23 protein-coding genes are annotated in these 24612 nt (G+C 54.2%); 15 read left to right on the plus strand and 8 right to left on the minus strand.

Features of this window, described 5'->3' with window-relative positions; translation table 11 throughout:
• The first annotated feature begins 17 nt into the window (after nucleotides 1-17).
• Both IGW03_RS26470 and IGW03_RS26475 read left to right on the plus strand, forming a co-directional pair.
• Nucleotides 18-533 (plus strand): hypothetical protein, encoded by a 516-nt coding sequence (locus IGW03_RS26470; protein WP_194725540.1) that lies wholly within the window; start codon nucleotides 18-20, stop codon nucleotides 531-533.
• A 37-nt stretch (nucleotides 534-570) separates the two neighbouring features.
• Nucleotides 571-1185: an IncC plasmid conjugative DNA transfer DtrJ family protein gene (locus IGW03_RS26475; protein ID WP_194725541.1), complete on the plus strand. Its 615-nt coding sequence runs from the start codon at nucleotides 571-573 to the stop codon at nucleotides 1183-1185.
• Here the strand turns inward: IGW03_RS26475 and IGW03_RS26480 are convergent.
• Nucleotides 1180-1638, minus strand: a complete 459-nt coding sequence (locus IGW03_RS26480; RefSeq protein ID WP_194725542.1) for a hypothetical protein — start codon at nucleotides 1636-1638, stop codon at nucleotides 1180-1182. The genes IGW03_RS26475 and IGW03_RS26480 overlap by 6 nt on opposite strands.
• A gap of 330 nt (nucleotides 1639-1968) precedes the next feature.
• On the opposite strand from IGW03_RS26480, the gene dnaN reads away from it, so the two are divergent.
• Nucleotides 1969-3075 (plus strand): DNA polymerase III subunit beta, encoded by a 1107-nt coding sequence (dnaN, locus tag IGW03_RS26485; protein ID WP_194725543.1) that lies wholly within the window; start codon nucleotides 1969-1971, stop codon nucleotides 3073-3075.
• Between the two features lie 116 nt (nucleotides 3076-3191).
• Here the strand turns inward: dnaN and IGW03_RS26490 are convergent, their stop codons facing one another.
• Nucleotides 3192-4172, minus strand: coding sequence for a hypothetical protein (locus tag IGW03_RS26490; protein WP_194725544.1), 981 nt, complete (start codon nucleotides 4170-4172; stop codon nucleotides 3192-3194).
• A 491-nt stretch (nucleotides 4173-4663) separates the two neighbouring features.
• On the opposite strand from IGW03_RS26490, the gene IGW03_RS26495 reads away from it, so the two are divergent.
• The 11 genes from IGW03_RS26495 (at nucleotide 4664) to IGW03_RS26545 (ending at nucleotide 15308) form a co-directional block, all read left to right on the plus strand.
• Nucleotides 4664-5131: a hypothetical protein gene (locus IGW03_RS26495; RefSeq protein ID WP_194725545.1), complete on the plus strand. Its 468-nt coding sequence runs from the start codon at nucleotides 4664-4666 to the stop codon at nucleotides 5129-5131.
• A 39-nt stretch (nucleotides 5132-5170) separates the two neighbouring features.
• Entirely contained in the window at nucleotides 5171-5581 is a 411-nt protein-coding gene (locus IGW03_RS26500) for a hypothetical protein (protein ID WP_194725546.1), read from the plus strand.
• 40 nt (nucleotides 5582-5621) lie between these two features.
• Entirely contained in the window at nucleotides 5622-6590 is a 969-nt protein-coding gene (locus IGW03_RS26505; protein WP_228536109.1) for a DUF932 domain-containing protein, read from the plus strand.
• 120 nt (nucleotides 6591-6710) lie between these two features.
• On the plus strand, nucleotides 6711-6953 hold the full coding sequence (locus IGW03_RS26510; protein ID WP_194725547.1) for a hypothetical protein: 243 nt from the start codon (nucleotides 6711-6713) through the stop codon (nucleotides 6951-6953).
• A gap of 191 nt (nucleotides 6954-7144) precedes the next feature.
• Nucleotides 7145-8623 carry a recombination directionality factor gene (locus tag IGW03_RS26515; protein WP_228536111.1) on the plus strand — a complete coding sequence of 493 codons (1479 nt, stop codon included), beginning with the start codon at nucleotides 7145-7147 and terminating at the stop codon, nucleotides 8621-8623.
• Between the two features lie 184 nt (nucleotides 8624-8807).
• On the plus strand, nucleotides 8808-9152 hold the full coding sequence (locus IGW03_RS26520; RefSeq protein ID WP_194725549.1) for a hypothetical protein: 345 nt from the start codon (nucleotides 8808-8810) through the stop codon (nucleotides 9150-9152).
• Complete coding sequence (locus tag IGW03_RS26525) at nucleotides 9149-10174, plus strand: phosphoadenosine phosphosulfate reductase domain-containing protein (RefSeq protein WP_194725550.1); 1026 nt, start codon at nucleotides 9149-9151, stop codon at nucleotides 10172-10174. Before IGW03_RS26520 ends, IGW03_RS26525 begins: the two co-directional genes overlap by 4 nt.
• 278 nt (nucleotides 10175-10452) lie before the next feature.
• On the plus strand, nucleotides 10453-11364 hold the full coding sequence (locus IGW03_RS26530; RefSeq protein WP_194725551.1) for a hypothetical protein: 912 nt from the start codon (nucleotides 10453-10455) through the stop codon (nucleotides 11362-11364).
• 107 nt (nucleotides 11365-11471) lie between these two features.
• Nucleotides 11472-14573, plus strand: a complete 3102-nt coding sequence (locus tag IGW03_RS26535; protein WP_194725552.1) for a helicase-related protein — start codon at nucleotides 11472-11474, stop codon at nucleotides 14571-14573.
• Nucleotides 14574-14615: 42 nt separating this feature from the next.
• Nucleotides 14616-14909 carry a hypothetical protein gene (locus tag IGW03_RS26540; RefSeq protein ID WP_228536110.1) on the plus strand — a complete coding sequence of 98 codons (294 nt, stop codon included), beginning with the start codon at nucleotides 14616-14618 and terminating at the stop codon, nucleotides 14907-14909.
• Between the two features lie 63 nt (nucleotides 14910-14972).
• Nucleotides 14973-15308, plus strand: a complete 336-nt coding sequence (locus IGW03_RS26545; protein WP_194725553.1) for a hypothetical protein — start codon at nucleotides 14973-14975, stop codon at nucleotides 15306-15308.
• A gap of 248 nt (nucleotides 15309-15556) precedes the next feature.
• Here IGW03_RS26545 and IGW03_RS26550 read toward each other — a convergent pair whose 3' ends face one another.
• Both IGW03_RS26550 and IGW03_RS26555 read right to left on the minus strand, forming a co-directional pair.
• Nucleotides 15557-15826 (minus strand): hypothetical protein, encoded by a 270-nt coding sequence (locus tag IGW03_RS26550; protein ID WP_194725554.1) that lies wholly within the window; start codon nucleotides 15824-15826, stop codon nucleotides 15557-15559.
• A 24-nt stretch (nucleotides 15827-15850) separates the two neighbouring features.
• Nucleotides 15851-16051 carry a hypothetical protein gene (locus tag IGW03_RS26555; RefSeq protein WP_194725555.1) on the minus strand — a complete coding sequence of 67 codons (201 nt, stop codon included), beginning with the start codon at nucleotides 16049-16051 and terminating at the stop codon, nucleotides 15851-15853.
• Between the two features lie 382 nt (nucleotides 16052-16433).
• Here IGW03_RS26555 and IGW03_RS26560 point away from each other — a divergent pair, with 382 nt between their 5' ends.
• The gene (locus tag IGW03_RS26560; protein WP_194725556.1) at nucleotides 16434-16907 is read left to right on the plus strand and encodes a hypothetical protein; all 474 of its coding nucleotides are present in this window, start codon (nucleotides 16434-16436) and stop codon (nucleotides 16905-16907) included.
• Nucleotides 16908-17270: 363 nt separating this feature from the next.
• On the opposite strand, the gene IGW03_RS26565 is transcribed toward IGW03_RS26560, so the two are convergent.
• The 4 genes from IGW03_RS26565 to IGW03_RS26580 all read right to left on the minus strand — a co-directional run bounded on the left by IGW03_RS26565 (nucleotide 17271) and on the right by IGW03_RS26580 (nucleotide 24553).
• Nucleotides 17271-18182, minus strand: coding sequence for a hypothetical protein (locus IGW03_RS26565; protein ID WP_194725557.1), 912 nt, complete (start codon nucleotides 18180-18182; stop codon nucleotides 17271-17273).
• A gap of 169 nt (nucleotides 18183-18351) precedes the next feature.
• Nucleotides 18352-20250: a cold-shock protein gene (locus IGW03_RS26570; protein ID WP_194725558.1), complete on the minus strand. Its 1899-nt coding sequence runs from the start codon at nucleotides 20248-20250 to the stop codon at nucleotides 18352-18354.
• Nucleotides 20251-20412: 162 nt separating this feature from the next.
• Complete coding sequence (locus IGW03_RS26575; RefSeq protein ID WP_194725559.1) at nucleotides 20413-22275, minus strand: DUF4214 domain-containing protein; 1863 nt, start codon at nucleotides 22273-22275, stop codon at nucleotides 20413-20415.
• A 133-nt stretch (nucleotides 22276-22408) separates the two neighbouring features.
• Nucleotides 22409-24553, minus strand: coding sequence for a prepilin-type N-terminal cleavage/methylation domain-containing protein (locus tag IGW03_RS26580; RefSeq protein ID WP_194725560.1), 2145 nt, complete (start codon nucleotides 24551-24553; stop codon nucleotides 22409-22411).
• Nucleotides 24554-24612: the final 59 nt, after the last annotated feature.

The following is a 24612-nucleotide window of genomic DNA, read 5'->3' on the forward strand; positions in this document are numbered from 1 at the left end:
CAGCATACGAAAATCTCATGACCACAACCCAAAAAGCCCTTCTGTCCGTCATCGATAACCAGGCCGTTCAGGTTAACGCGAAGCGTATATGGCGCCATAGCCCGTTGCTCGAGTCAATGACAATAAAGTTGGCCAACTTTGTCGGTATACATGCCCAGACACATGGCGGGGAAACGCTGCTTGCCGCCGCAATTTGTGCGGCCGCCGCCGCCTATGCGAATGCCGAGATCGATGATGGTAATGATGACGCCGCAGTCAACGCCTACGCCGACCAGATTATCCAACATGCTGTACTCGTATTCAGCCAGACTATCTACGTCGCGACCCCATCAGGGGAGGTAAAGTGGATGCCGTTTGAATGTTCACTGCTCGACTTCGTGCGACGCCATGATGGGACAAACGTGTCTGTGTTGTTCAGAGAGCCACTGTTCCCTAAGGCGCTCGCAGTGGCCTTCGTGATGGCAAAGCTAGTGCCCTACCCTTTGCTAGAAGCGTCTACCTCTAGCACGATCTTCACCGATATTGTGAACTAGGGACCAAATGCATCCCGCTTCAGTGAAGAACACTTTCATGAGCCATATGGTGTTCTGGCTCGTGTTTCTCCCTATTCTCACCATCATCTTTCTTCCTCTAATGAAGATTGCAGCAGATATCGACCCCGTGGAGCTGCGAATGGTAACGAGCGCCGGTGTCGATGTGCAGGAAGTCGCAGAGAAGGTCAATGCCCGCTTCTCCAACTGGTTCATCCGAACCGGCGTAATGCCTGCAAGTGAATCGTTCTTTGGCGGGTACGTACCAGGTACCGACCAGCAGGAAGGAATGGGCATGGCGACTAATATGCGCACCTTCGCTGCCGACTGGGTACGGGGCATGTGGATCATCGTGTACCGTGCAATGTGGCGTCTGCAGGCCCTGTCGGGAATTTATATTGCAGCGTTGTTCGCAATCTGCCTTCCAGCGTTCATCGATGGACTTGCTGTTCGAGCAAGGAAACGATACCAGTTCGAGAACTACAATCCAGTCTTTTTCTACTTCTCATACCACTCTGCTGTGCTGGTTTTAGGCATCCTCTTCTACTTGCCTATTGTGCCAGTTGCGCTCTCGCCCCTCGTCGTAATTCTTTTCCTTGGTCTGCTAGGCACTGCGATCTGGTGGGCCGCTGCAAACCTCCAGACCGGTTCATGAGCTAGCTTTGCTATGGTGGAGGGTACTTTCTGCCCTCCTACGTCGCGCAGCACGATCGATTGCCGTAGCCGCAGCAATATCAGGAACGACAGCAATCTCCATCTGAATAGCCCGCAGAGCGGCATGTGCGTTATTTTCATACGCTGCAAGCAGTTCTGTCACGGTCACCTGTGGGAGACTATCCGGTGCTTGTCGGCGCGATTCCTGGTCCAAATCGACTTCGTCGATGACCTCTATCTTGTCCGAATCGCCGATAGCGCGCAGTTTTTCCCATCCGAGCCAAACGATGGCACCGATCGCTATAAGAACTGTTCCGCTAAGGCGCACGGCCTCAGGTGCATCAAGTTGGCTGGCCAGCTTACTGACGGCTAGACCGGGCACCATGCATACCGAAATACGCACCCAGTTCTTGGTATCCATCAGTGACATGAACCTCTCGATGCGACTTTGCATGGCTTCTTTCCTCATTTTCCAAAAAATACAATAAGTGTCGCTCAAACAGCCATAAGCCAGCGGTCGAATCATGTCCAAACCTAAGGCCTATTCATTTCACAGATAGCAAAAATCTTGGTAATATCGTCAGGCCGCTCTGCGGTCTTACTCAAAAAATTAATGCACGTTTGCGTCAGCAGGTGCATATTCATGCGATCACGGCCACTGCAATTTTGTTGCATGGTTTTTTTCGCTCCACGGATTTACGGACTTCCCGAGTAGGAGTACTCAGGAAGCCTTTATGGCTTGCTCCTTACCAACGCCTCTCTGAGGCAATGACAGGAGAAAGCAATGAAACAATCCGTTACGGTCAACACGGCCGTGCTTCAACGTACGCTTGCTAATGTTGAGCGCATCATTCGTCCAACCCCGCTTTTACCAGTGTGCGCCTACCTCAATATCGTCTGCGAGGATGGAAAGATGGTAGTTACAGGTACTGATTGCCAGGGTTGGTTGGTTGCGGAAATCCCGCTTCCTATTCCGATCAAAGCCACCGCGCTTATCGATGCGAAGAAATTGGCTGGAGCCGTTTCTACGGCCACCACCGAGACAACGACGCTTACCTTTGAGGACTCGCCAAAACGGCTGATTGTAAAATCTGGCCGGTCGGTTTTTCGCCTTGCTTCGGCTTCCGGGGCCATGGAGTTCCCGGGCCCCACAACGATTGATCGAGGGGATGCTAGTGTGTTTGAAGTAAGCGGCCCAGTATTGGCCAAAGCAATCCGCAAGGTGGCGTTTGCAGCCGCACGGGGCGATATACGGCATTTCCTCAACGGCGTGGCGATCCAAGGCGACGGCCAGCAGTTATCGCTAATCGGTACTAATGGGCACCAGCTCGCCAAGACATCGATTGCCCTAACCGCTCCTCTGGAACGCGGGGTCAATATAATCTTGGCCGTTGAATACTTAGGGATTCTGGCTCGCTTCTGCGAAGCAGATAACATCACCGTAGCGATCGGGCGAAAGTTGGAAATAAGGACATCATCCCTCCTTTGCCACCTACCGCTTATTGAGGGCCAATTCCCAGATTGGGGCCGTGTTATACCGAAAGATAACCCGTGCCAGCTGACGGTCAATCGTACTGCCTTAACTGAAGCCATCACGCGCGTTAGTTATTGCATGAACGAAAAGCAAAAGGCTGTCTGGCTTAAGGCATCCTCTGATTCCGGCTTACTTACCGTACGGAGTCAGGACGATGAAAATCAAGTGGAGGATGAAATCGAGGCGCAGAATCAAGGCCTCGAAGTGAGCTTGTCCCACGTTTACCTGAAGGACGTTATCAGCGTCATCGAAAATACTGATGTGGTTATCAGCTCCCGCGACCACGGATCATCAGTTCTCTTTCTCGACAAGTCCGATCCGAACTGGCTAGCAGTCATTATGCCTATGAGGATCTGACAGAAACGCTTCAGTAGTTACTGTCGGTAAGGCCCATCGCCATCCTGGCGATGGGCAGTATCGGCGGACTACTGAGCGCATTACTACATGTGGGCAGGCACATACCACATCCGTTACTAGACGCCCTTGATAGTGTTGCGTTCCAAGATTTTCGCCGCTATTTCAAGATCGCCTTGGCTCATGTTTAGCGCAGCTGGAAGCATTGCAGCTATGTTGAACTTGCCGCTCACTAGGCCATACGCAACCATCAATGTGAGCTCTTCTATCGCTTTTTTTCGGTAGCTGGATAGAAACCCCCTTGCACCGGCGTATGCGCCTAAGAAGTCCGCAATCTGAACGTTCAATCGGTGCGATAGTGGCAAAATACCGCTGTCGGAATTGAGCGGCTTTGGTTTCTCTTGTTTGCGCTGATTTCGCAGATTGCTTGGCCGTTTCCCCAAAGCTGGCGCCGCTTGTATCACCAATGACCGTAGCATGGCAGTTCGCCAATATGGGACTTCATAACCCTTTGACTCGCATAATTGAAAGATTTCGCTTCGCCTCGGCCTGTATTGAGTGTGCTGAACAAAGTGATGTGCGAATTCTCGTGCGATTGCATGCAAATCTATATCAGTGCGCAGGTTATCGAGCTCGGGCAACCCAGAACGAGCCAGGAACTCATCTCTGATAATTTTGATCTGTTTGACGTTGAGGTTAGTGTACTTAAGGTCTTTCAATGCTGCCGCAACCGCTCCCAAGGTGGGTTTTGCACCACTTCTTTCGAAACTTTTTATTAGGCTCACAACAATTTCGCCCCGTCTTTTGAGGGAAATCCGACTTCCTGACCTGGGACTTGACAGCTTCACATGGACTGCATCTTCAACAGGCACCTCTTCTTCGAAGAACTTCTTAGTAAGGCCTTCAGCCTGCTCTACAGTAAGGTAGCCATATCCACATTCATGGAGCACTGCCAAGAAGTCACCCGAGGAAATCTCCCCAGTTTCATTGGATAGATGTCGTCTTACACGGGCGAAGATCACCTCCCGAGCTTGAGGGGTCACCTTATTGCTACGGCGCTTGACTGGGCGTTCCGGGCTTGCAACTTTACTATTGTTCATCGCTTTACTATCCACAGGTAATACCTTTTCTTTCAGTCGTCCAAGTATGCCGCGAAATTACCGTCACGCAACCATCAATGCTGACGCCAATACCATCTAGAAACGTCTAGCCTTCTGCGAGCGAAGATAGGTTCTCCACATAGAGAGCGCATGCATCCTTTTCCTCTTTGTTATCCGACGTTATTTGTCTGGGAACGCCATACCGCTGCGTGCTGAGTGTAATTACACAATCTACGTCGCAGAACGTCTGTGCGGGATGGATAGCATCAGGACATTTCTTGTAGTAAAATAAATTTGGATCGTATGGAAAAGGCATCTACGCTTTCCGCCTTCATATGATCAAGCCGCTCTGCGGCACGAAGTTCATCAATCCGGCTTTACGCCCACATCAAGACTATTCCGTCTTTGTTTCCTTGATGTCTTTACATCTAGGAAGCCTTCAATAGGCTCGTCCCTCTTTTCAACAGCCGTTCTACGGCAAGGAGATGGGAATGCAGCAGCTATTACCGTGTCCGCAGGTTGGGCACGCTAGCTTTGAAAACAGCCTCAAACAGATACATATCGGGGATGTCGAAACCCCCGCCCAGATCAGTAAATTTGTTCGCCCCGCAATCTGTATCACAGACGACGGCCTTGGCATTCAATACGCCGAGGGCCAGTTACAAAAAAAGGACCTAAGCCTCGTACCGCACCTCTTTGCTTACCCGAGGTTCGTGCTTGATACCTTCCATCAGCACCGGAATCGGTTTCGGGTTTCCGAATGCCGCATCTACCAATTCCAGACGGTTCCGAGATCCGGCACGCCATTCGTGTTCGGCCTCTTCATCACCGATACCGACAACGCCCTTATCGACTTTTGCGTGGAGTCCACGCAGTCGGCCAAGCGGCGCCAAGTGCTCGTTCGCCTAATGCGCGCGATCTGCACGCCGAGCTCCGTCACCTTCAAACTTACCCATTAGGGAAATTCAATGCACCCGCAATTACATGAAACCGGCCCGATGTTCCTGGCGCCGGCAGGCCCCTCTTACGAAATCGACATCGAAGCGCGCTATGAACGTTGCAACGATCCGAGCCCGAGCTATATCGTCGATGCGCACCAGCCCAAGGTTGTTGAAACGCGCGCAACACGTATTGTCAGAGCGATCTCCGGGCAGACCGAATTTCGGCTGCTCAAGGAAACAGAGGATGGAGTCCACACCAAATACATCCTCGCCAAGATCAATCTCAGTCCCTATGCGGTGCAGAAGGAGCCGCTGGTGACGCAATTGAAGCGACGGGATTCCGGCGATCTGCTGCCGATGCATGAGGATCAAGCGCTGAAGGCCTTCGATTCAGCGGTCGCAGCTGCCTACCCTTCGCTCCCAACGCGCGGTGGCAAGATGGTCGCCACCTGCATCGACATTCTTTAATCAACGGTTATCACACCGAACTACTCTTCAAGAGGAAAAAATGGCACACGATATCTCTATCCGTGCAGACGGATTTGCTGAAATGGCCTATGTTGGCCAACTCCCTTGGCATGGCCTTGGACAGGTACTCACTGATAACGACTCAATCGACGACTGGCGCGTAGCGGCCGGGCTGGATTGGACCATTCAGCGCTCTCCTGTGCAATTCATGAACGGCTCGATGCATACTTGGCCGCAAAATGAAGTGCTCTACCGGAGTGACACGAACGATCCACTCGCGGTCGTATCAAATCGCTATAACGTCGTCCAGCCAGTGGAGGTGTTGGAATTCTTCCGCAACTTGGTGTCGGAGCATGGTTTCAAGCTTGAGACCGCTGGATCGCTAAAAGGCGGCCGCCGTATCTGGGCTCTAGCCAGAACCGGCTTCGATGGCGATGTCGTTACCAACGACCGCGTTAATACGTACCTCCTGCTTGTCACAAGCTGCGATGGCGGCTTGGCAACTACAGCCAAGTTCACCTCGGTACGGGTTGTTTGCAAGAACACCCTTCAGATGGGCATGTGGAGCGCGGCAGAGACGGGAACAACTGTCAAAGTGCGGCATTCAACGGTATTCGATCCCACTGCGGTAAAAGGCAACCTGGGGCTGAATGCGAACATCGTATTCGACAGCTTCATGGGAAAGATGAAGTCGTTTGCGGAAAAGTCGCTGTCGGGTCAAGCCGCCACGGAAGTCATTGAGCGACTGTTCGCCTCGAGCGGAAGCGCCAATCTACCAGTACGAGAGACCCGCGGCTTCAAGACGGTCATGCAGCTCTTCAATGGCGCTGGCAAAGGTTCAACCATGGACGGCGTTGCCGGTACCGGTTGGGGCTTGGTCAACGCCGTCACGGAGTATGCCGACTTTCACATTCGTGCGAAGAATCAGGACAATCGTCTCAATAGTGCGTGGTTCGGTGAAGGTGCAAACCTGAAAGACCGTATCGTCGACTTGGTCGAGATGGTGTAAGCAAAGAGACGAACACTTGTTCGTCGGAAAATCCTCTCCAGAGGGTTTTCTAGTGCCTTGGGCACTAGAAAACCGCTTGGCCTTATCCGGAACAACACTCCTCGCTGCCGAGGTCGTTACATGGTCGAAATTATCGTATTGAAACAGGGTGTCGTGTATCCCGTCGGCTTCCGCGAACGCGTACGGCATTTCAACAATCGTTTGCTTCGCGATCACGATCCCTACATCATGGAATTGCTGGATGCATTCCCGGGCTCGCAAATACAAAGCCTTGTCATCCACAATGCGAGTGACGAGGAAAGAAATACCTATCGCGAGCTACTAGCGATCAGGCAAAGCGTGCATGATGCTCACTTGATCTAACGTCCTGCCTCCGCAGTCCGAACCGCTCACCGACGACACCTATATCCGGCAGCGATCTGGCCCTACCAGTTCGGTGCCCAACAACGCACTTCTCCTTCACACGCCTTGAATAAGGCAATGATGAGTTGGTAAGCACGTTGCTTACCAAAAACCCATTCAGACGAACGTCTGAATAAGGAGAAAACGTGAACATGAAAGTGTCGATTCTTTCGCAACGCGCTGCAGGGCGCGATCAACAGATCAAGGCTGGCGGCAAGATCCGTCCCGGCATCAAAGTACTCACCAATGCCGCAAAGGCTAACGCCAAGGCTGTGGACTTGTACAACCAAGGGGTTCTGAAGCGATTGAAGTTCTCGGAGATTGAGAAGCAGATCGTTGAAGCATGCAATATCAAGAACCCGATGTACCCGCGTAACACTCCCTATTACAACGTCGCGGCATCGGACTTCGGGATGCCGGAACTCGCTGCGATGATCGTTGAAAAGTATGGGGAAGTCCGCAATGGGGATAGTGAGAAACGTCTATATCGCTTTCCGGTCGTTTTTCACTCCGGCGATGTCGGCGACATCTACCCGAACCAGTTCCGGCGTTACGGCGGCGAACCAGGTTACGAATCCCACTATGGCGAGGATGGCAAGCGATATTGCCGCTATCTCCCAGAGGTCACAAAGGAGATGGTAGCGGAGCAGCAAGCAAGGAGAATCAAGCGTCCGCCTCGTCGCGACAAGGTGATACGCGGTGAGTGCGAACCAAGGAGCTGCCCCGAATTCCTGCAGGGGCAATGCAAGTTCCGCGGCACGCTGCATTTCTACATCCCGGGAGTTCCAACCACCGGCCTGATGGTGATGGAGACGACTTCCGAATATGCAGCAGAGGCAATCTGGTCCGACCTCGACCGTATCCAGCAAGCGCTAGGCCATATTCCGCGCACGAATCCCAATAACCCTGGAAAGCCAATTTTCTGGATTACCAAGGTTCAGGAGATCCGGACCTATTTCGACGAGAATGGTCAAAAGAAGTCGGGTATCCAATGGGTGCCAAAGCTTCAGGCCGACATCGACATGGGATCGTTGCTAAGTAGTGGCGCCGACCTTGCACTACAACACAAGCCTGCTCCCGTCGCATGGCTGGCGGCGCCTAAAGCGATGCCAGAGGCATCAATTCTGGTACCTACTGCCCCCGTTGACATGCCGCCGATCGATATCCCATCGACACCAGCGGCGGTTGCCTCTAGCTCGGTTGCTCCTACACAGCACCAAGCTACTGCGGCAGCAGGCGATCCAGTCGAAGCAGTCCTACAAAAGCTGGACATGCTCGGCTTGGAACACGAAGAAACGGTTCCCTATTTCGACCTGAAGTTCGGAGAAGGATGGGAAGACCGTACGGAATCGCTGGCCGCAGTACTGAAGCAGCTTGACGACTTCAGCAAGGTTGGCGGTGCCTGCGCAAGGCTACTGATCGAGATGACGCTCCTTGCCCATCAAATCGATGTGCCGCCGCAGGATTTCATGCGGTATGCAACCGGCCGTCATGGACGTGGCATTACTGGTAACGAAACAGTCCTTAACCAGGTCGTAACAGAACTGCGTGAGCTTGCCAAAAGCGGGCCCCAGTTTGCAAAGTCCTATATCTACGATGAGCTCAAGATGATCGAGCAACGCGTAGCGTAACTCAGCATAGAGGCCCCCGCGAGGGGGTCTCTATGTCTTCCCATGCTGGCGGCCAAGCCACCTCGCTTCGATATGAAAGGCAACTTTCATATCCTTGCTTTCACTCGCGTCCCTGACGCAAATTCCATAACCCGGTCGGGCGTCCCGATTCGGGGGGCTTCGACGACAACACGAGGCCTTAGCCATGAAACAGCACAACAACGCAGTACGTGACGCCGCTAATACCGATTACCGGACTTCCCCGACAAACTATCGTTTGAAGGACGGTGCGGTTGTTGCGACCAAGGCGGAAACGCTAACCAGCAACAAGAAATTCGTCCCCGCCGGCACGCTTGGAACGGTAATCCGTGCACGCACCCCGAAGGTCATCCATGAAAAGGGAACAAGCCTTTATTTCGCAAATGTTGATGTCGAACTCGACGGCAGGACTGAGCGAATCAGGGTGCCACACGGCGCTTTGAAGATACTCGGTACCCGTCTGCGCTCGCCTGCCCGCATAACAGCGCACCGTTCACGGTGCGTACGATGAACGCCCCGGTCGACCTCTTCGCCCTGCTCCAAGCCACGAAAGAACATGCAGAAGCCCCCAACCTCGCTGACTATGACCGCTTTTTGGTCTGGTTTAGCGGCGGCAAGGATAGCCTCGCCTGCGTGCTCCATCTCCTGGAATGCGGCGTACCTCCCGCAAAGATTGAGATCGGTCACCATCTCGTCGATGGCCGGGAATCCTCAAGGCTGATGGACTGGCCAGTGACGGAATCCTACGTTCAAGCGTTTGCAAAGCATTTCGGCCTGAAATGCTATATGTCGTGGCGTAAGGGCGGCTTTGAACGGGAAATGCTGCGGGAAAATCAGAAGACAGCCCCTGTGGCATTCGAGTCGGAAGATGGCACGGTGCATGAGTTTGGTGGAGACGGTGGCTCCGAAAATACCCGCTTGAAGTTTCCGCAAACGTCAGCAGACCTGCGCGTCAGGTACTGCAGCAGCGCGGTCAAGATCGATGTAGGCGCACGGGTGCTCGTTCACGAACCGAGATTCCAGCAAGGCAAAACCTTGGTGGTAACCGGCGAGCGGGCCGAAGAGTCGCCTTCTCGTGCCATGTACAAGGCGTTTGAGCCGCACCGCTGCGATCTACGGAATGGGAAAAAGGTGCAGCGCCATATCGACGCCTGGCGGCCCGTGCACAAGTGGACCGAGGCGCAGGTATGGGCAATCATTGAGCGGCATCGCGTCAATCCCCATCCGGCTTACTGGATTGGTTTTGGCCGCGCCTCTTGCCGTACCTGCATTTTCTCCAGTCCTTCTGGATGGGCCACCGTACGCCATTACATGCCGAAGGCTTTCATCCCAATAGCCACTTACGAACGACGCTTCGGATACACGATTCACCGTACCAAGACTGTCGATCAACTGGCTGATAGCGGGGTCCCATTCGAGTGTGATGCACGCTGGATCACGATCGCCGACAGCTTCGAATACACGGAACCCATCATCGTCGACAGCTGGACGCTCCCGCCCGGTGCGTTCAAGGAGTCTGCAGGCCCCTCCTGAACGTCCTGCGGTCGCCCACGTTCAGTCCACTTACTGCCTCATCCACGGATGGGGCAGTAAACCTCACCGCAAGCTTTCCACTTTACCTCCGATACCTATGGGTATTGGTAGGTAAAGTCGGAGTTTCCATTGTAGAATCATGCCGTCGGGTGCTTACCCCGGCCACGCCGCGATGCGGCATCACAAGAATCCAATGCTTTTCTATGCCCAGGGCATCGAAGAGCTTGTTAAAAAGCTCACTCCTTTTCTACCACCGCTCAGCGGAAAAAGGAGCAATTGTGCAACAGCAGACATCGTTGCTTGAGTTAATTTTTGACACAACACCGCCCGCAGAAACCGTCTCTTTCCAGAGCACCGACACTGCGCTTCCTCCTCCACCAGCTCCACCAAAGACATCACTCAATGATGTTTTCGCAAGCTATCTCCGCATGGAAGCCCGTCTTGGACGCGTTTATAGCGAACAACGGCATTTTGAAGAGCGGCTCTTTGGTGTGTCGCTTACCGAGGAAAAATCCACCGAATCCATCACACAAATCGCCAACCGTGCTATCAAGGCACTGGTGAGAAAAGCCGAACGCGAATTCGCTCCAGAGGGCGGAACGCTCAAGATTGATGAATACGAAGTACTGAAGGCAATCAATCAGTATGACTGGGAGGAACGCTATCGCCGGTCCTCATGGAGGATAAAGGATGACGTTCCGAAGCTTGAGCTCGACCTGGACGCGGTCTGGCTTCACCTCGAGAACACCTATGGCGGCGATGCCGGTGTCACGGCCGGCTTGCGGCAACAAGCCGCTAACCTGTTAAGTGTCTTTCACTTCGACAAAGCGGAGACGATTCGGCGGACTGCAAATTCCATCAACGTGGATCTTCGAATCTGGTCTGAAAAGAAGGATTACGGCCAGAACAAAGGCATGTTGGAGCCCTCGTACCACAGTGGCGATACACGACTGAAAGCGTTCAGTAGCCTCCGCTGTTTCGCCAAATGGGCTGAACTGTTCGACCTTGCCAACCGGCTCAACCCTGAATTCCACGACATGGCCAATTATGGCTTCTGCTACAACTCCCGAGAGAAGCGCTCTTTTCCCGGGCTGGAGATCGTCATGTACAAAGAACGCTGGGAATGGCGGTTTTCTCATGAAGTAGCCGAGAAATTGATGCTGTTCTTAGGCGAATACGCAATAGAGTAATACCCCGCAAGCCCTTATGGGCTTGCAAATGGCCTCGCTCCGCCATTTGCAAGCCGCGTGCTTTCCTGTTTTTCACGCCATTCCATGGCAATTACAGGAGAATCAAAATGGAAAACACGACCTGGTACGACCCACTTCGTAACCTGCGGAGCTTGGGGAGTCAAAAGGAGAAAATCGCTCACATGGGTGAGCTTGCCGCACAACGGCGCCAGCATCTGGGCCAGTTCTTCACACCTGACGCTATTGCCGCCTTGATGTGGCGAATCGTCTCATCCCTGCCAGTCCAGTCGATTCTCGACAACAGTATTGGCTCCGCACGCCTTCTGCAATTTGCAGATCCGTCAAAGCACCACCTGTACGGCGTCGACGTACATGCCAAGACCGTCGACCATGTAAAGGAAGTCATATCGGCGGCAGGATTTCAATGCGATATCCTCACCGCCGGCATGCAGGATATCCGTCCGCGGTCAATCGACCTCGCATTGATCAATCCGCCCTTCTCGATCCACCTCGAAAGTCCGGCACTGTCCCATTTTCACGGTTGTACAAAAATGGGACGCTTCGGCCCTAATTCGAGCGCCATCAGCGACGAATATGCCGTGTTCCAAGCATTGGATGCGGCTTCGATAGTGGTGGCGCTGTTGCCGCGATCCAGCGCTGACTCGATCCGGGCACGCAACGCGCCATGGAGTTCGATTTCAATCCAGTACCGTCTACGTGCGGTTCTTGACCTCCCTGCTAACGCATTCAAGGAGGAAGGCGCCAACGTCGAAACGTCCGTCGTAGTTTTTGGGGAAATCCGAGGCTACTCGAAACATGACCATATCCAACTGGTTGATCTGAATGATCCGCTTCCGGATTTCGGTCTGGGGAAGGCGCTGGAGCGACGCTATGGCAAACCTTCGCTTGGCTTCCAGCATATCGAGGACAAGGAGCCCACGATCACCCTTCCGGCGACGAATGATCCCTCGGTCACGATCGCATTAGATGGGCGGCGGATCAAAGTCGGCTACAAGTGCGGGTTCACCCAGGCACGTGTTGCCAACGCCATCTTGGGCAAGCGGATCTTTTCGACCGACCAGACACGGCTCCCTCGAGGAGTACGTTACTCAGGTCAAGGCCGGCTAGATCTGGAGGTCTACCTCATGCAGACGGACCCGATGCAAGCCTTCGAGGACTTACTGGCGACAATCAGAGACGCCGGCGGCGTTCCAGTCGTCAAACCCGGGGGGACGGAGACACTACGCAACAAAGCCAGACGTAAGGCCCGCGCTTCCTGTCCTATGCGGCATACGGTCTGGTCACGAGGCGCTAGCTCTGCTGCAGAGGTCGTGGGAAAGGCCACCCAGACGCACAACGTCGATCCGTCAATATGGCTGTCGCCGGTTATCAGGGCAGGCGAAGAGGTCCAGTTCTCCAGGCAAGCCGATGGAAAATTCACGTTCCAGAAAAAGGGAAAGGAATACCTCATCACTGCCGACGAGTTGGAGAATCGATTCGCCCTTCAGGGGGTGGTCGAGGACTGGCAGGTAGTGCACAGTGGACTTCGGGAGAAGTTTCCACAGCACGCGGCGCTACTCACGAAGCGGGCAAAGCACTTGGGAATCGATCAGTGGCTTACTTGGGAGTTCCAGCTGCAGGACACCGTCGAGCTTCTCATGAAACCAACGGGAGGAATCGCAGCATGGAAACAGGCCTGCGGGAAATCCCGCCTCGCTGTCGCCTTGATCCTTCTGTCCGGTGTTAAGCACGGTCTTATCGTGCTTGAATCGCGGCTGATCGATGAGATGGTTGCGCAAATCCGTAAGCTTCCGATTGACATGGCCGACGTCAACGTCATCGACGAGCCGGGCAAACTCAGCACACTGCGCAGATACAACATAATTGCGTATGAACGACTGAGGATGCCGATCGATGCACAACGGTCCAAGGCCGTTACTTATGCGAAGCGGCTTCGCCGCCGAATTGGACTGGTGACGGCCGACGAAGGCGAACGGCTCTCAAACATCGACTCCGATCAGTCACGTGCGCTGATGCAGTTAAGCGCAAGGCGGCGATACGTGCTGTCGGGCACACCGATCAGCAACTATCCACGCGATATCCATGGGGTCCTCCTCTTTACCAGCGGAGATGGCAACGCCTCCCAACCTTATGGCCTTCATCAACCATATATGGAGGAGCGCTTCATCAATTCGATGGAGTTCGCCTCCCGGGGGATTGACGCGATCCGCAATGATTTCGTCGTCGTGGAATGGTGTACCTGGGAATTCGCCGACACGCTAAGGGAGGGAGCAAAGCGTGAGGTGCCGAAGATCGCCAACGTTGAGAAGTACCGGGCATGGCTGGCGCCGCACGTCAAACGACGGATCACCGAAGAGCCGGAGGTTGCAAAGTACATTCAGCTTCCCAAGCTCACCTACGAGACGATCGACGTGGAATGGGACAAGGAGCATTTGGCCTTTTACCTGAAAGCAGCTGATGACTTCGCCGAGTGGTACAAGCAATCGGATGGGGTGACGAAGAACAACCTCGCAGTGCTCCTGGCCCGCCTGATGGCTGTCCAGACTGCCTTGAATGTTCCTCAGGACGGTGTCGATGGAATGCCTGCCTTCACCGGCTTGACGTCCAAGCAACGGGCCGTTATCGACCACTTGGCAACGCTCGCGTCTGAAGGCAAGAAGGCATTGGTGTTCACCGAACATCCAACTGTCGTTGACATCTTCCATCGTGAGCTCAAGGCGCGAGGAGTTGAGACAGTCCGTTTCCATGGTGGCATCCCCATAAAAAAGCGGGTCAAGGATAAGGATGATCACTTTGTCAATGGAAGTGCGTCGCACCTCATCGCAACAAAACGCTCGGCGCGCGCCGGTTACAACTTGCCGATGGCCGACGTTGTCGTATTTGCTGACAGAAACTGGAGTCACAAAAATGAAGACCAAGCCGTACGCAGGCCGTTGCGGGTGGAGCGAAAGGCACCAGTGGAGTGCCGGTATTTCCACATTCCAGGCAGCCTTGACGTCTACCAGGCGCAGATGGTTGCCTTCAAAAAAGATTCCGCCGACGCGGGTCTTGATTGGGCTACGCCTGAATTAGGTGATCAGGAGTTTTTGCACCTGTCCACCATTCTCGACCGTTTCATTGAAGAAATAGCCAGCCTCCGCGGAATGCGCACTTACGAGATGCGCGAACTGCTCAAGAAGGCTGCATAACCGCAAACCACACTCCCCAATTTAGCGGGGAGTGCTCCAACCATGACCGACATCACGGTCGACTTCCTGGCGACCTCGCCAGCATCAAAGGAAAGACTTGCTATGGCAACTACTATCAACGAAGCAGACGTAACACTAGGCGACGGAATGGTAACCGTCCGCCGAAAAGGTTCCAGTTCACTGGTCATTGCCAACGTATTGGGCACGGTAGCGACCGAGGCATCTGAAGCGATTTACCTCGATCGCCTTGTGCATAAGCCGTTTGAACAATCGCTGGGCAATTTTGCAGTGACGGGTGCAATTTCGAGCGTCCTCCACCACTCAAAGGCAAAGTAAGAAGCCGGCCGGACCCAAGGGGGTGACCCCTTGGGCTGTGCCCAAGAGAAGAAAGGATCTGTGTTGTTCAAGAATATCAAGAACCCACTACACACACTGACGATAGCCGAATTTTTTGCGACCTTTCGGCCAATCGAGAACTTGCCTAACCAAGGCGACCAATTACAGGGCCGTCTGTTTGCTGCCGGCGGCCTAGACGAAGCCTACGTTCAGAAAATCTATGCGACGGCGCCACTTCGGGTATGGACCGTCACGCATTCCGATGATATGACTACGATCATAAATGGGATGCATACCGGATACCGGATCGGCTATTTGATAACGGAAGTATCCGCAGAAGAAGGCATCACCTACGAGGCACTCGATCCGAACGAGCTCTTCTTCCATTTCGAAACATGATGCGGTGAGGTGAAGTCATGAAATACACAAGGCCTAAAGCCGAGAACTAACCCAGCTGCTACATTACCCTTCGCAATCTTGGCCCCTCTTTGAGGGGCTTTTTTTTCGCTCAGGGAAATTAGACTCGACCTGCAAACTCTCATCCGATTTCGTCGCGCCTTATAACCAGCCGCACTTCCGACAACGGCCACAACCGGACCTTCCTTCGCCACGCAAACCTGCATCTGAATAGCGCGACGCCTATGCCATTATGTCGTCAGCTGCGTGCGCACTTGGGCCAGCAATGCGGCAATGTCCGACACCATCGGTTCGGCGACGGGGATCACGATCGCATGGCTTTTGCCGCCATAGCGCAGGTTGAATTTTGTCTGGCCTGTCGTGTCGCCCGGAATCGTTTGGCCCGTCATGTCGTTCAGGCGCACCAGCCATCCAGGCGGGACCGGGGCAACGGCAAGACCCTCTGTATAAGCGAGACCCCACAACGCAACCAAGTCGTGCTGCACTGCTGGGTCACGCAATCGTTTTGCATCCACTTTGCAGCTCTAATACGCTTTCAGAATGTTTTCGACGGCTTGCACACACCCCAGCGCCATCAAGGTGGCGGTGTCTGGCAAGCCGGCCACCGCGTAGGTGATCCCGGCCAGCAAGTTGTCCGCTACGCCTAGATACGAATGCGGGGGCGCCGGCGGCGCGGCCGTGACCGCACCCAGCGTTACGTTGACATCACCGGTAATCGGTTCCATGGCAGCAGCCTCTTTCTGGAAATTTAAGTGTGTATTGGAATAGGTGGCCCACCATCAGTTCCAGCAATCATCATTGGTATTTGCGCACATCTTCTGTGCTTTAGGCATTTTTACTCTTCGCAAAAAGACAAGAAATGGGAATGCAGCGCCAGAAAGAAGCGCAATAATAGGATGAAAGGATTGCCTAATGAAAGGGTAAAACATGGCAGTAATTCTTGCTCCGCACCACGGCCGGCTCACTCATGGATACCTTACGGACCGTTACGGTAACGATCCGTATGTGTGGACCTCCCCCTTTTTATGGAGCCACTGCCATGCTCGCTCGCGAGCTCCGAGTTTTGGGTCGGCTACCACAGGGCCATTCGTATATGGCCACGATGCCGTGTTTTTCGTCACGCATGACCAGATAACAAAACAACTCTTTTGCGATTGCGTGTTCGTGGTGGCGGACGTCGTTCCGATAAATGCGGCGGCGGCACTGTATCCGCCTTCACATGCCGCCAGCCATTACCATTTCGACCATGGGCTTGGGCGCAATCCTTCTCATCAGCATAGCAACACCACGCGTTTTGCGGATCGCGACCTGTCATTCGTGCCGCACCCGCCGATGCCGATCGGTAATTGGATCGAAAGCCATGTCGATCGGCGTGGGCAAACGGTAGTGGACTATTTTGCGACGAAACGGCGCAAGAATGTACGGATCATTACGCGCCGCGCACAGGAGTTGTATGACCGCATCGTCGCGTGGACCGACCAGCCGGGCCATCAGCGGCTATCGCGACTGCCACTGTCCTCCCTCCAGCCAATCCCGCCCGATTATCCGGCTGCACAGCCGATCAACTGGCATATTTCCTGAATGGCTACGCTAACACAGGCTATTCTTGCGAAAGGCCGTAATTCGACCTAGGTCGATTGCATCGACTGTTGATGTTCACGCAGAACTGCCCCCGGGGGTTAGATCTCAGTGAACGTCAACACACGGATCGAGAATCGCTTCGGAACCATTTCTCTTTCGCCACCAGTTTCACCGCACATGAAGGCGTTCATAGCGAAGCAGGTGGCGCTTGTCAAAGCCAGGTAAGGCAAAATCCGTCGTTGCACCTCGAATGACCGCTATCGGCATAACTAACTGCCTGGTTTGGGTCGAACGCGGAAATTCGCAATCTGACACATCCGTCAAACCACGGCATGACTTATACACCTATACGGTCGCAGCAGGCTAATCGCCTACGTCGAGTTCCACGTCTGCCGGTGCCCCTACAACCTTGTTGACACCCTCTCTGAGCATGTCCCGAAGAGCATGAATCACGTCCTTGTCGTCCCAGTAAAGCGTATGAGACTGCGGCGTTGCGCCGAGGATGTACTCTATTGGGCCTCGGCCATTGGCATTTATTTTCTTATCAACCACTAATGCCTGATAGCGATCGTTTAAGGGGCCAAGTGGCCAGCCGAGCACATCGTCCTGATCGTACAGATTGATCCAATCAAATTGGGCTGAAGGCTTCTCAATCGGAACGATGTGCATTTCCTTATGTGCCGCTACAAATATTGGGATGTTGCAACCAGTGGTCAATAGCCCAACGACATTACGGCCGCTCAAGAACGCAATCTCGGCCTCAGTAAAGTCCTTTCCATCATCTTTTATCAATGAGCTATAGCGATGGATATCCTTCCAGATTCCAGCGGAAGGCATAACCCCGGCGTTCGATTTCTGTGCGTCATATAGATAACTAGAAAAAACCTGCCCACCTAAGGATTGAGCAATAACGACTACCGGACCCTTGGGGGGCAACATGCTATGTAAACTCAGAAGCTGACGAGCCACTTCTACTTGGGCAAGCGCATACGGCGATTCAGGATCTTCCTTGCGCGTCTCCAAGCCAGCTGCATCTGCAAATCCATAAAGCAGGAATTTCCGTAGGTCTTTATAGTTGAGTCCCTCACCTTTCATGCGCTCCCAGACAGTATCTTCATTGTCCTGAAGAATTTTCTGGTAATAGACATGCGCAGGGGCCACCGTGCCATCGAACTCGTCCATTGCGCTTTTTAGCGCCTTCAGCAAACCCTGGTAATACGTTTCGGACGTTTCCCCCATCCCATGTATCGTTAGCAATCCGATTCGGCTTGGCATGGCTATGTCTCCTTCACAAAGTGATGGCTGTTCCCATAGAAGGATTTGGCGCCTATTGTCCCCGCCCTGCTTTGATCGGCGCCATCAATCGTTGCCATTTCCACTCATGGCTATGGGATTAGCAACCGCAGGGCCAGCCGGCCAATCAGACCGAGCCGGCAACTGGTGTTTAGGCCACTTCCCTAACGCCGATGGCAGCTGGTCCTCGCCTGTTCGTGGTCGCCGTAAATTCGACGCGTTCCCCATTGCGGATAGTCCGGCCAGCGCCAATCCATGAGTCGCCTGAGAAGAAACGCTCTACCCCGTCTTCCCCGCGCAGGAAGCCGAACCCTTTTGTGTCGTTATAAAACTTGACGACGCCTTCGAGCACTTCACCGTCAGCGGCAGTCAAGCGGGCCTCACCAAGCGCATTGGGCTGCAGGCGCAACTCTCTAAGCGGGGCGGTCGGCAAACCATCCTTGATGGCCTTGTCAAACTGCTGCAGGACTTTCAGCTTGTCCGCATCCCGACGCGACATAGGCGCAACAATCGTGCTTTGGTTCGCAGCGAATGCCTTCATGCGCTCCGCTACGGAATTCGCGTAGGCATCATTGGTGGCCATACCAATGATTGACCTCGGACTATCTTTTCCGAAGGCAACGGAAACTACGTCTGTCACCCAAACGCGCAACGTTGCGTCTTCAATTCGAGTCAGGGTCGAGCGGGAGCGCACCGCGCCAACCACTTGATTGCCAATGTCCAGCTTGGATGTTTGAAAGGTCCCATTAACCTCGATCCAGACCAAACGAGATTTGAAGTACATACGGCCCCACAACGAATGGCCGATCTGGAGGCTAAGCGCAGAAGCTGTGCCAAGAGCAACGATCGACACGATCGCGCGGGTAATCTCCATGCGCGTGTAATCATCAAACTCAGGTACATAAGCTGCCGCGACAAAAGAAGCTACAGCCGCCAAGCCAAGTCCCCAGAATGCGAGCAAGACGAGAAACCGGGCATATGGAACCGAGAACGCATGGCCGATGCCTTCGATCCGGTCAGAATTGACCACCTCGGGCTGTGTCTCTTCCATGATATTGCCCGCGAATTGGCCGCGGTCGCCATCTTGTGCGACAGGCGGTTCGTTGATGTAGGCGCGATTCGGCGCATTGAATGTCCAGTTATTCTGGAAGTCGCGGCCGATCTCGCTCCAAAGCTGCGCGGGATGACAATTCATGTCAATCACAGTCTGTTTGCAGCTGACGCCGGTTTGGGGTATCTGCTCGATCAGGGAGAATGCCGATGCGAGAAATAGCGAGATGGCGACAATCGAGGTAATCAAGAGCACAGCCGGCGCCACCCACATTGGCGGAACATTGATGACCGGCGCGAACCGAGTCACCAGCGAGGGCCCGACAACAGCGAACGCTACCATTCCGACCAGGTTGAACAACATTGACTTGGAATTAGGCGGCCCCTTTGTCTTGTTCTTCTGCATGAACGGCGACAGGATCGACAGGCCTGTCAGCGGCAAATATATCCAAGAGACCAAGCCTTCGTACTTTGTACCCTCGAATAGGAAGTAGGACAGTGCCAACGAGAACAGGATACCCACCATGCCAAGCAGCGAATGGAAGAGGCGAACAGCGTCGTGCTGCACCATATCCGGCGCGGTCTCAAGGCCTTTGACAAGAGAATAAAGCACTCCAGACATGATGCCGTCAGGCTCTGGAAAAGAGATGGCCTGGTGGCGCATCTGCTCCTGCAACCCAACTGATTCAAAGCCGGCGCCAGTTTCCGAGGGACGCAGTTCACGTGCGAGGCCAGCAGGAAAGCCGCGGCCAAGCACGAATCTCAGCTGTGACAGGCATGTGATCGCCATTTTTATGGCAAACACAAACAGGATTGTGGCTGTAAGGCCTGCGGCAATGGCAATCTTGCCGTCGCCCGCCTCGATGAACTTCCGGGCCTGCAAGAGCGCGAATCCGCCGCCCCCAGCGAACGCAAGAGCCGTGAGGAAGAGAAAGAGATTTTCTACCTTATGCGGGTTTTTCACCCCAGCATGAATATCAATGGCGCTATGATCGTACATACGTCACCTAGAACAAGTTTCGATATAACAATTAAACCACGGCATCATGACAGCGCAACCTCACATCATGCGCCGCTCGCTCGCGGCTAACGTTGAAATAAAAAAGGCGAGTGTCATGAAACACTCGCCCTTACGAGGGAAAAAAACTACATTTTCTGTCAATCAGCCTATAAAGAAGCCATTCGATACCAGTACGGGGTCAACGCCTGTCTGCAGCGCGGCGATCGCATCGTTCGCAATCCCGATCAGCTTGACGTTCGTCTGCTCGTTCGCGGAGGCGTACGACAGCCATTTTCTGGCGTTCAGGGCGGCAGTACCGTTCGAATACAGGTCCAGTTCGCTCTGCCGATCGATTGCCGCGACGAACGCAGCCGCCGCTGCGACTTTGCCGGCAATAACGAGCGCATCGGAGTTCTGTGCCCCATTCAAGATCGACATGGCTGCATCGCCAAGTTTGAGGGTTCCATTGTCAATCGCTTTGGCCCAGAACGTTCTGCCGTCGGCTTCGGCTTCGCGGTTGAACAGGTATTTGTAGATGGAATTCACCTTGTCCTCGGTCGTCACGCCAGCCGAGAGCGCCTTATATTCGTCGCTGGCGCCGAAGTTGACAGTCAACTGCTCCATCGTGCCGCCCTTGTTGAAGTGCTCGACAGCAGCGGTTAGGCCGTTGGGGTCGGCGGGACGACCGAAGTACGCGATGTACGCTTTCAGCGCCGCACTAGCGTCGTCGTCGGTAAGTGCCGTCCACGGTACCAGGGCACGGTCAGTAGCCGTACCGCCAAAGGCGACACCAAGCGACAGGCCATGCTTGGAGAGAACGGGCTCAACGCTATTCTGGAGGGACGAGATCACCTCGTTAGCTGCTGCCATGGCTTTTGTATTGGTTGCCTGGTTGTCAGCCACCGTTGACAGCCATTTGCGAGCGTTGAGAGTAGCAGTCTCGCCCTTGTACAGATCGACTTCCGCTTGGGTATTCAGCGCCGTGATAAATGCTCTGGCGGCGGCAACCTTTGCACTGATGACCGCTGCATCCTGGCCCTGTGCGCCGTTCAAGATGCTATAGGCGATGTTGTTGATGGTAAGCGTGCCGTTATTCAGAGCGTCGCCCCAAAACTTCAGGCCGTCCGGTTCGGCGTTCCGGTTGAAGAGGTACTGATAGATGGAGTTGATACGAACTTCCGTAGAAGCGCTGCCATACAGGCTCTTGTATTCGGTGCTATTACCGAAGTTCGCCAGCAGGTCCACCATCGTTAGACCGGATGTCTTGAAGGTATTGACCCAGTAAGTCAGACCTTCCGGATCGGCCGGTCGACCAAAGTGCGCAATATACGCCTTGATCAGCGTATCGGCCTGAAGGTCAGCCATCGCCTGCCATTCGGGCAGCGTTGGATTGGTTGGCGATGTACCCAGTGCTGCACTGACCACATCGGGCATATAAGTGCCAAATGCAGTCTGGACCTCTGCTGCCGTGGCAACCTTATACTCCACTACCGTTTTGAGAAGGCTTACGAACACCTCCTTGTTCGTGATGATGGGGCTTTTCCCGTAGATATCGTCATTCATCAACGCGTAGTTCTTTGACCCAAGGTAATAGCCAGTAAGCGTTTCAATATCAACGGAACCGACCGTGTCCTTGGTGATCGTCCCATTTGGATTGATCACATGGGTGTACTGCTTCCAAGGATTGTCCGCTGTACCGACACGAAACAGGACCGGAGTGGCCTTGTAGTTAGCATCGGCATCTGCCAGGGGATCGCCAGACGATGGTGTTCCGGTTGGGAGTTTGTCGTAATCAAAGCGCAGGAAGGTAAATGCGCCATTCGTGATGTCCAAACCGACGAAGGGACCGGTTGGAAAATACTTCATCAGGTTTAACACCGCACTTCGATCGAACTGCGAGAGAATTGTCGAACCTGCCTGAGCGACTTCCATCTTCAGCATAGACAACAGGGGAGCGTCACCTTCGCCGGCGACCTTGTACCCGTTCATGCCGTAGGTATCAACAAAATATGCAACGTTTTTCAAGCTATATCCCTTCACTAACCGATATTCAATGGGGCGACCCTTGACCCCGCTTGTATCACTTCCTAGCGCCCCGCCAATTACTCACACATGAAATCATAACGCCCGCAATTTCGTTCGCAACCCCGACCTAAACCTACTGGCATACCACCGTGCCCATCAACCAGCAGCCTACGCTGTTGAATGCCGGGTCTGTACACGTATTCGTGCCGGTTGGAGGGCTGCAATTCAGGTTGCCGTCGATAGTTCCACAGTAGCGGATGTTCACCCCCCGGTAATCCGTAGCAACAGATTCGCCGTAGATATTCACCGATCCGGGGTAGTGCTTCTGGCAGACCAAGGTCAGTCGGTTCGGATCATGCGCAATGCGGTGCCCCTCGACGGTTGTCGGGTTATAGACGTAACGCTTAGGCTTCGCGCACGTGCCGTTGCTGAGACTGCGCACTCCGTTGGTACACGACGAATAGATGCTTCCTTCATAGCTATTAGCCGAGGTTAGCCATTGTCCGCTGCCGCTGGCCTGTTCAGGAGCCCATGCAGCACATGTGACAGAACTGCCCCAATATTGCGTGCCTCCAGGGCATTTGGGCGGAGGGGGCGTGCATGAGCCGGAGTAATACGACCAAGATCCATTGTTGCATGAATACTGTCCCCAACCACTACCCGAGGTCATCGAGACATTCACGATCTGGCCCGACGACGCGGAGGGCACATTTCCGCTGCAGCCCCCGAAGCTGACAGACGTCGCGCTGCATCCTACAGCCGGAGCGGTACAGGAAGTGTTGCTGATGCTCCATGTACCATTATTGCAGCTGACGTAAGCATCCCCGTTGTTTCCATTGGTACTAGAAATCCACTGGCCACCGCCATGCGATGTCGTACCTACGCTGCCCGAGCACGATGCAGATCCAGACCAGGAGAACGAACGAGCAGAACAATTGACAGGCGGTGGCGTACATGAACCCGATTGATAAGCCCAGCTACCGTTGCTGCAGCTATAAGTGGCCCATCCAGTACCGGTCGTCATTGTGACGTTCGCTGTGCTCCCCGAAGTCGTGTAGGGGAGATTGCCTGTACAACCGCTAAAACTGACGGAAGTTGCCGCGCAGGGATTCGGAGGGGGCACCGAAGCCGAAGGAGTCTGCCAAGTGCCATTGATGCAGGAGGCCAGCGAACCGGCCGCCGTTGCCGCCTGATAGCCCGAGAAACCGGCACACGATGCACCATTAGCGACGATTGTCGTCAATTGCATACGGCCGGTCACCACATCTCCTGTGGTTGAGATGTTTCCGGTGTTCGTAATGCCTTTCGTCGTCGTCGCACCCGCGACGTCAAGCGTACCGCTAAGCGTCGTATTCCCTGAGTTCGTAATGTTACCGGCGATATTTGCCAAGCCGCGGGTAGTGGTTTGACCAGTCACGCCCAATGTGCCGCCAACCGTCGCGTTGCTGGATGCAGTTAGTGTGCCGGTGGTGGTAAGGGTTCCAGAGTTGGTCAGATTGCCGTTATTGACGATGCCGGTAGTCGTCGCGACCCCGCCGATCGTTGCTGTTGACGCGGTTGCCATCGTGCTCGTACCAAGATTGCCAATCCCCGTGACGTTGACGTTACCCATGTTCCAGTTCGCGGTCGGCGGCGTCGTCCCGTCCCTTCGGGTGAGCTGCGATAATCCGGAAGACCCATACCCGGATCGCATACACAGGATGCCAGCTTGTGGAGTGCTCGATACCGTAATGGGATTTGTTGCAGTCCAGGCTCCCTCGGAGCCGTTGATCGTTCCGGGCGCGGTATCGGTGCTAAAGCCGGCGTTACCGCCTGCGCGGTTGACTGCGGTTCCCAATGATGGACGATCAACTCTGCCGTTGCTAATGATTGGAGTGGTGAGGCACGTCAGTGCACGCAGGTCCGTTCCTGCAGGCGGGCCAGGAACGGCAACTGTTTGGATTTGCACGTTGTAGCCACCACCGTAGAGGTTGTTTGCAGATACATTGGACAAGAACCCCCCTGCCGTCAACTGCGCCACTGTCGGCGCCAGGGGAGCGGGGAAGCCGGTGATCGCCGTGCCACCGATGAGCTTGTCGAAATACTGGGTCTGATAGTTTCCGACGGCATTGCTGATCGCAACCAGATCATCTGCCTGAGTCGATGCCATGTCATCGACCATCGCGCGTGCGTCCGCCCACAGCTTGATTGACGCAATGCCAATCATCACCGCGAGCGCAATGCTCAGCTCGATGAGGGTGAATCCGAACTGCCGGCTAAAATGCGATCTCGATTTCATGGGTCTACGGGCGGTTATCAACTTCGGCTATTGTGGGCATAAAAAAAGGGATTCGAATG

It is taken from the genome of Noviherbaspirillum malthae (assembly GCF_015352985.1).
GTDB lineage: Bacteria > Pseudomonadota > Gammaproteobacteria > Burkholderiales > Burkholderiaceae_D > Noviherbaspirillum > Noviherbaspirillum malthae.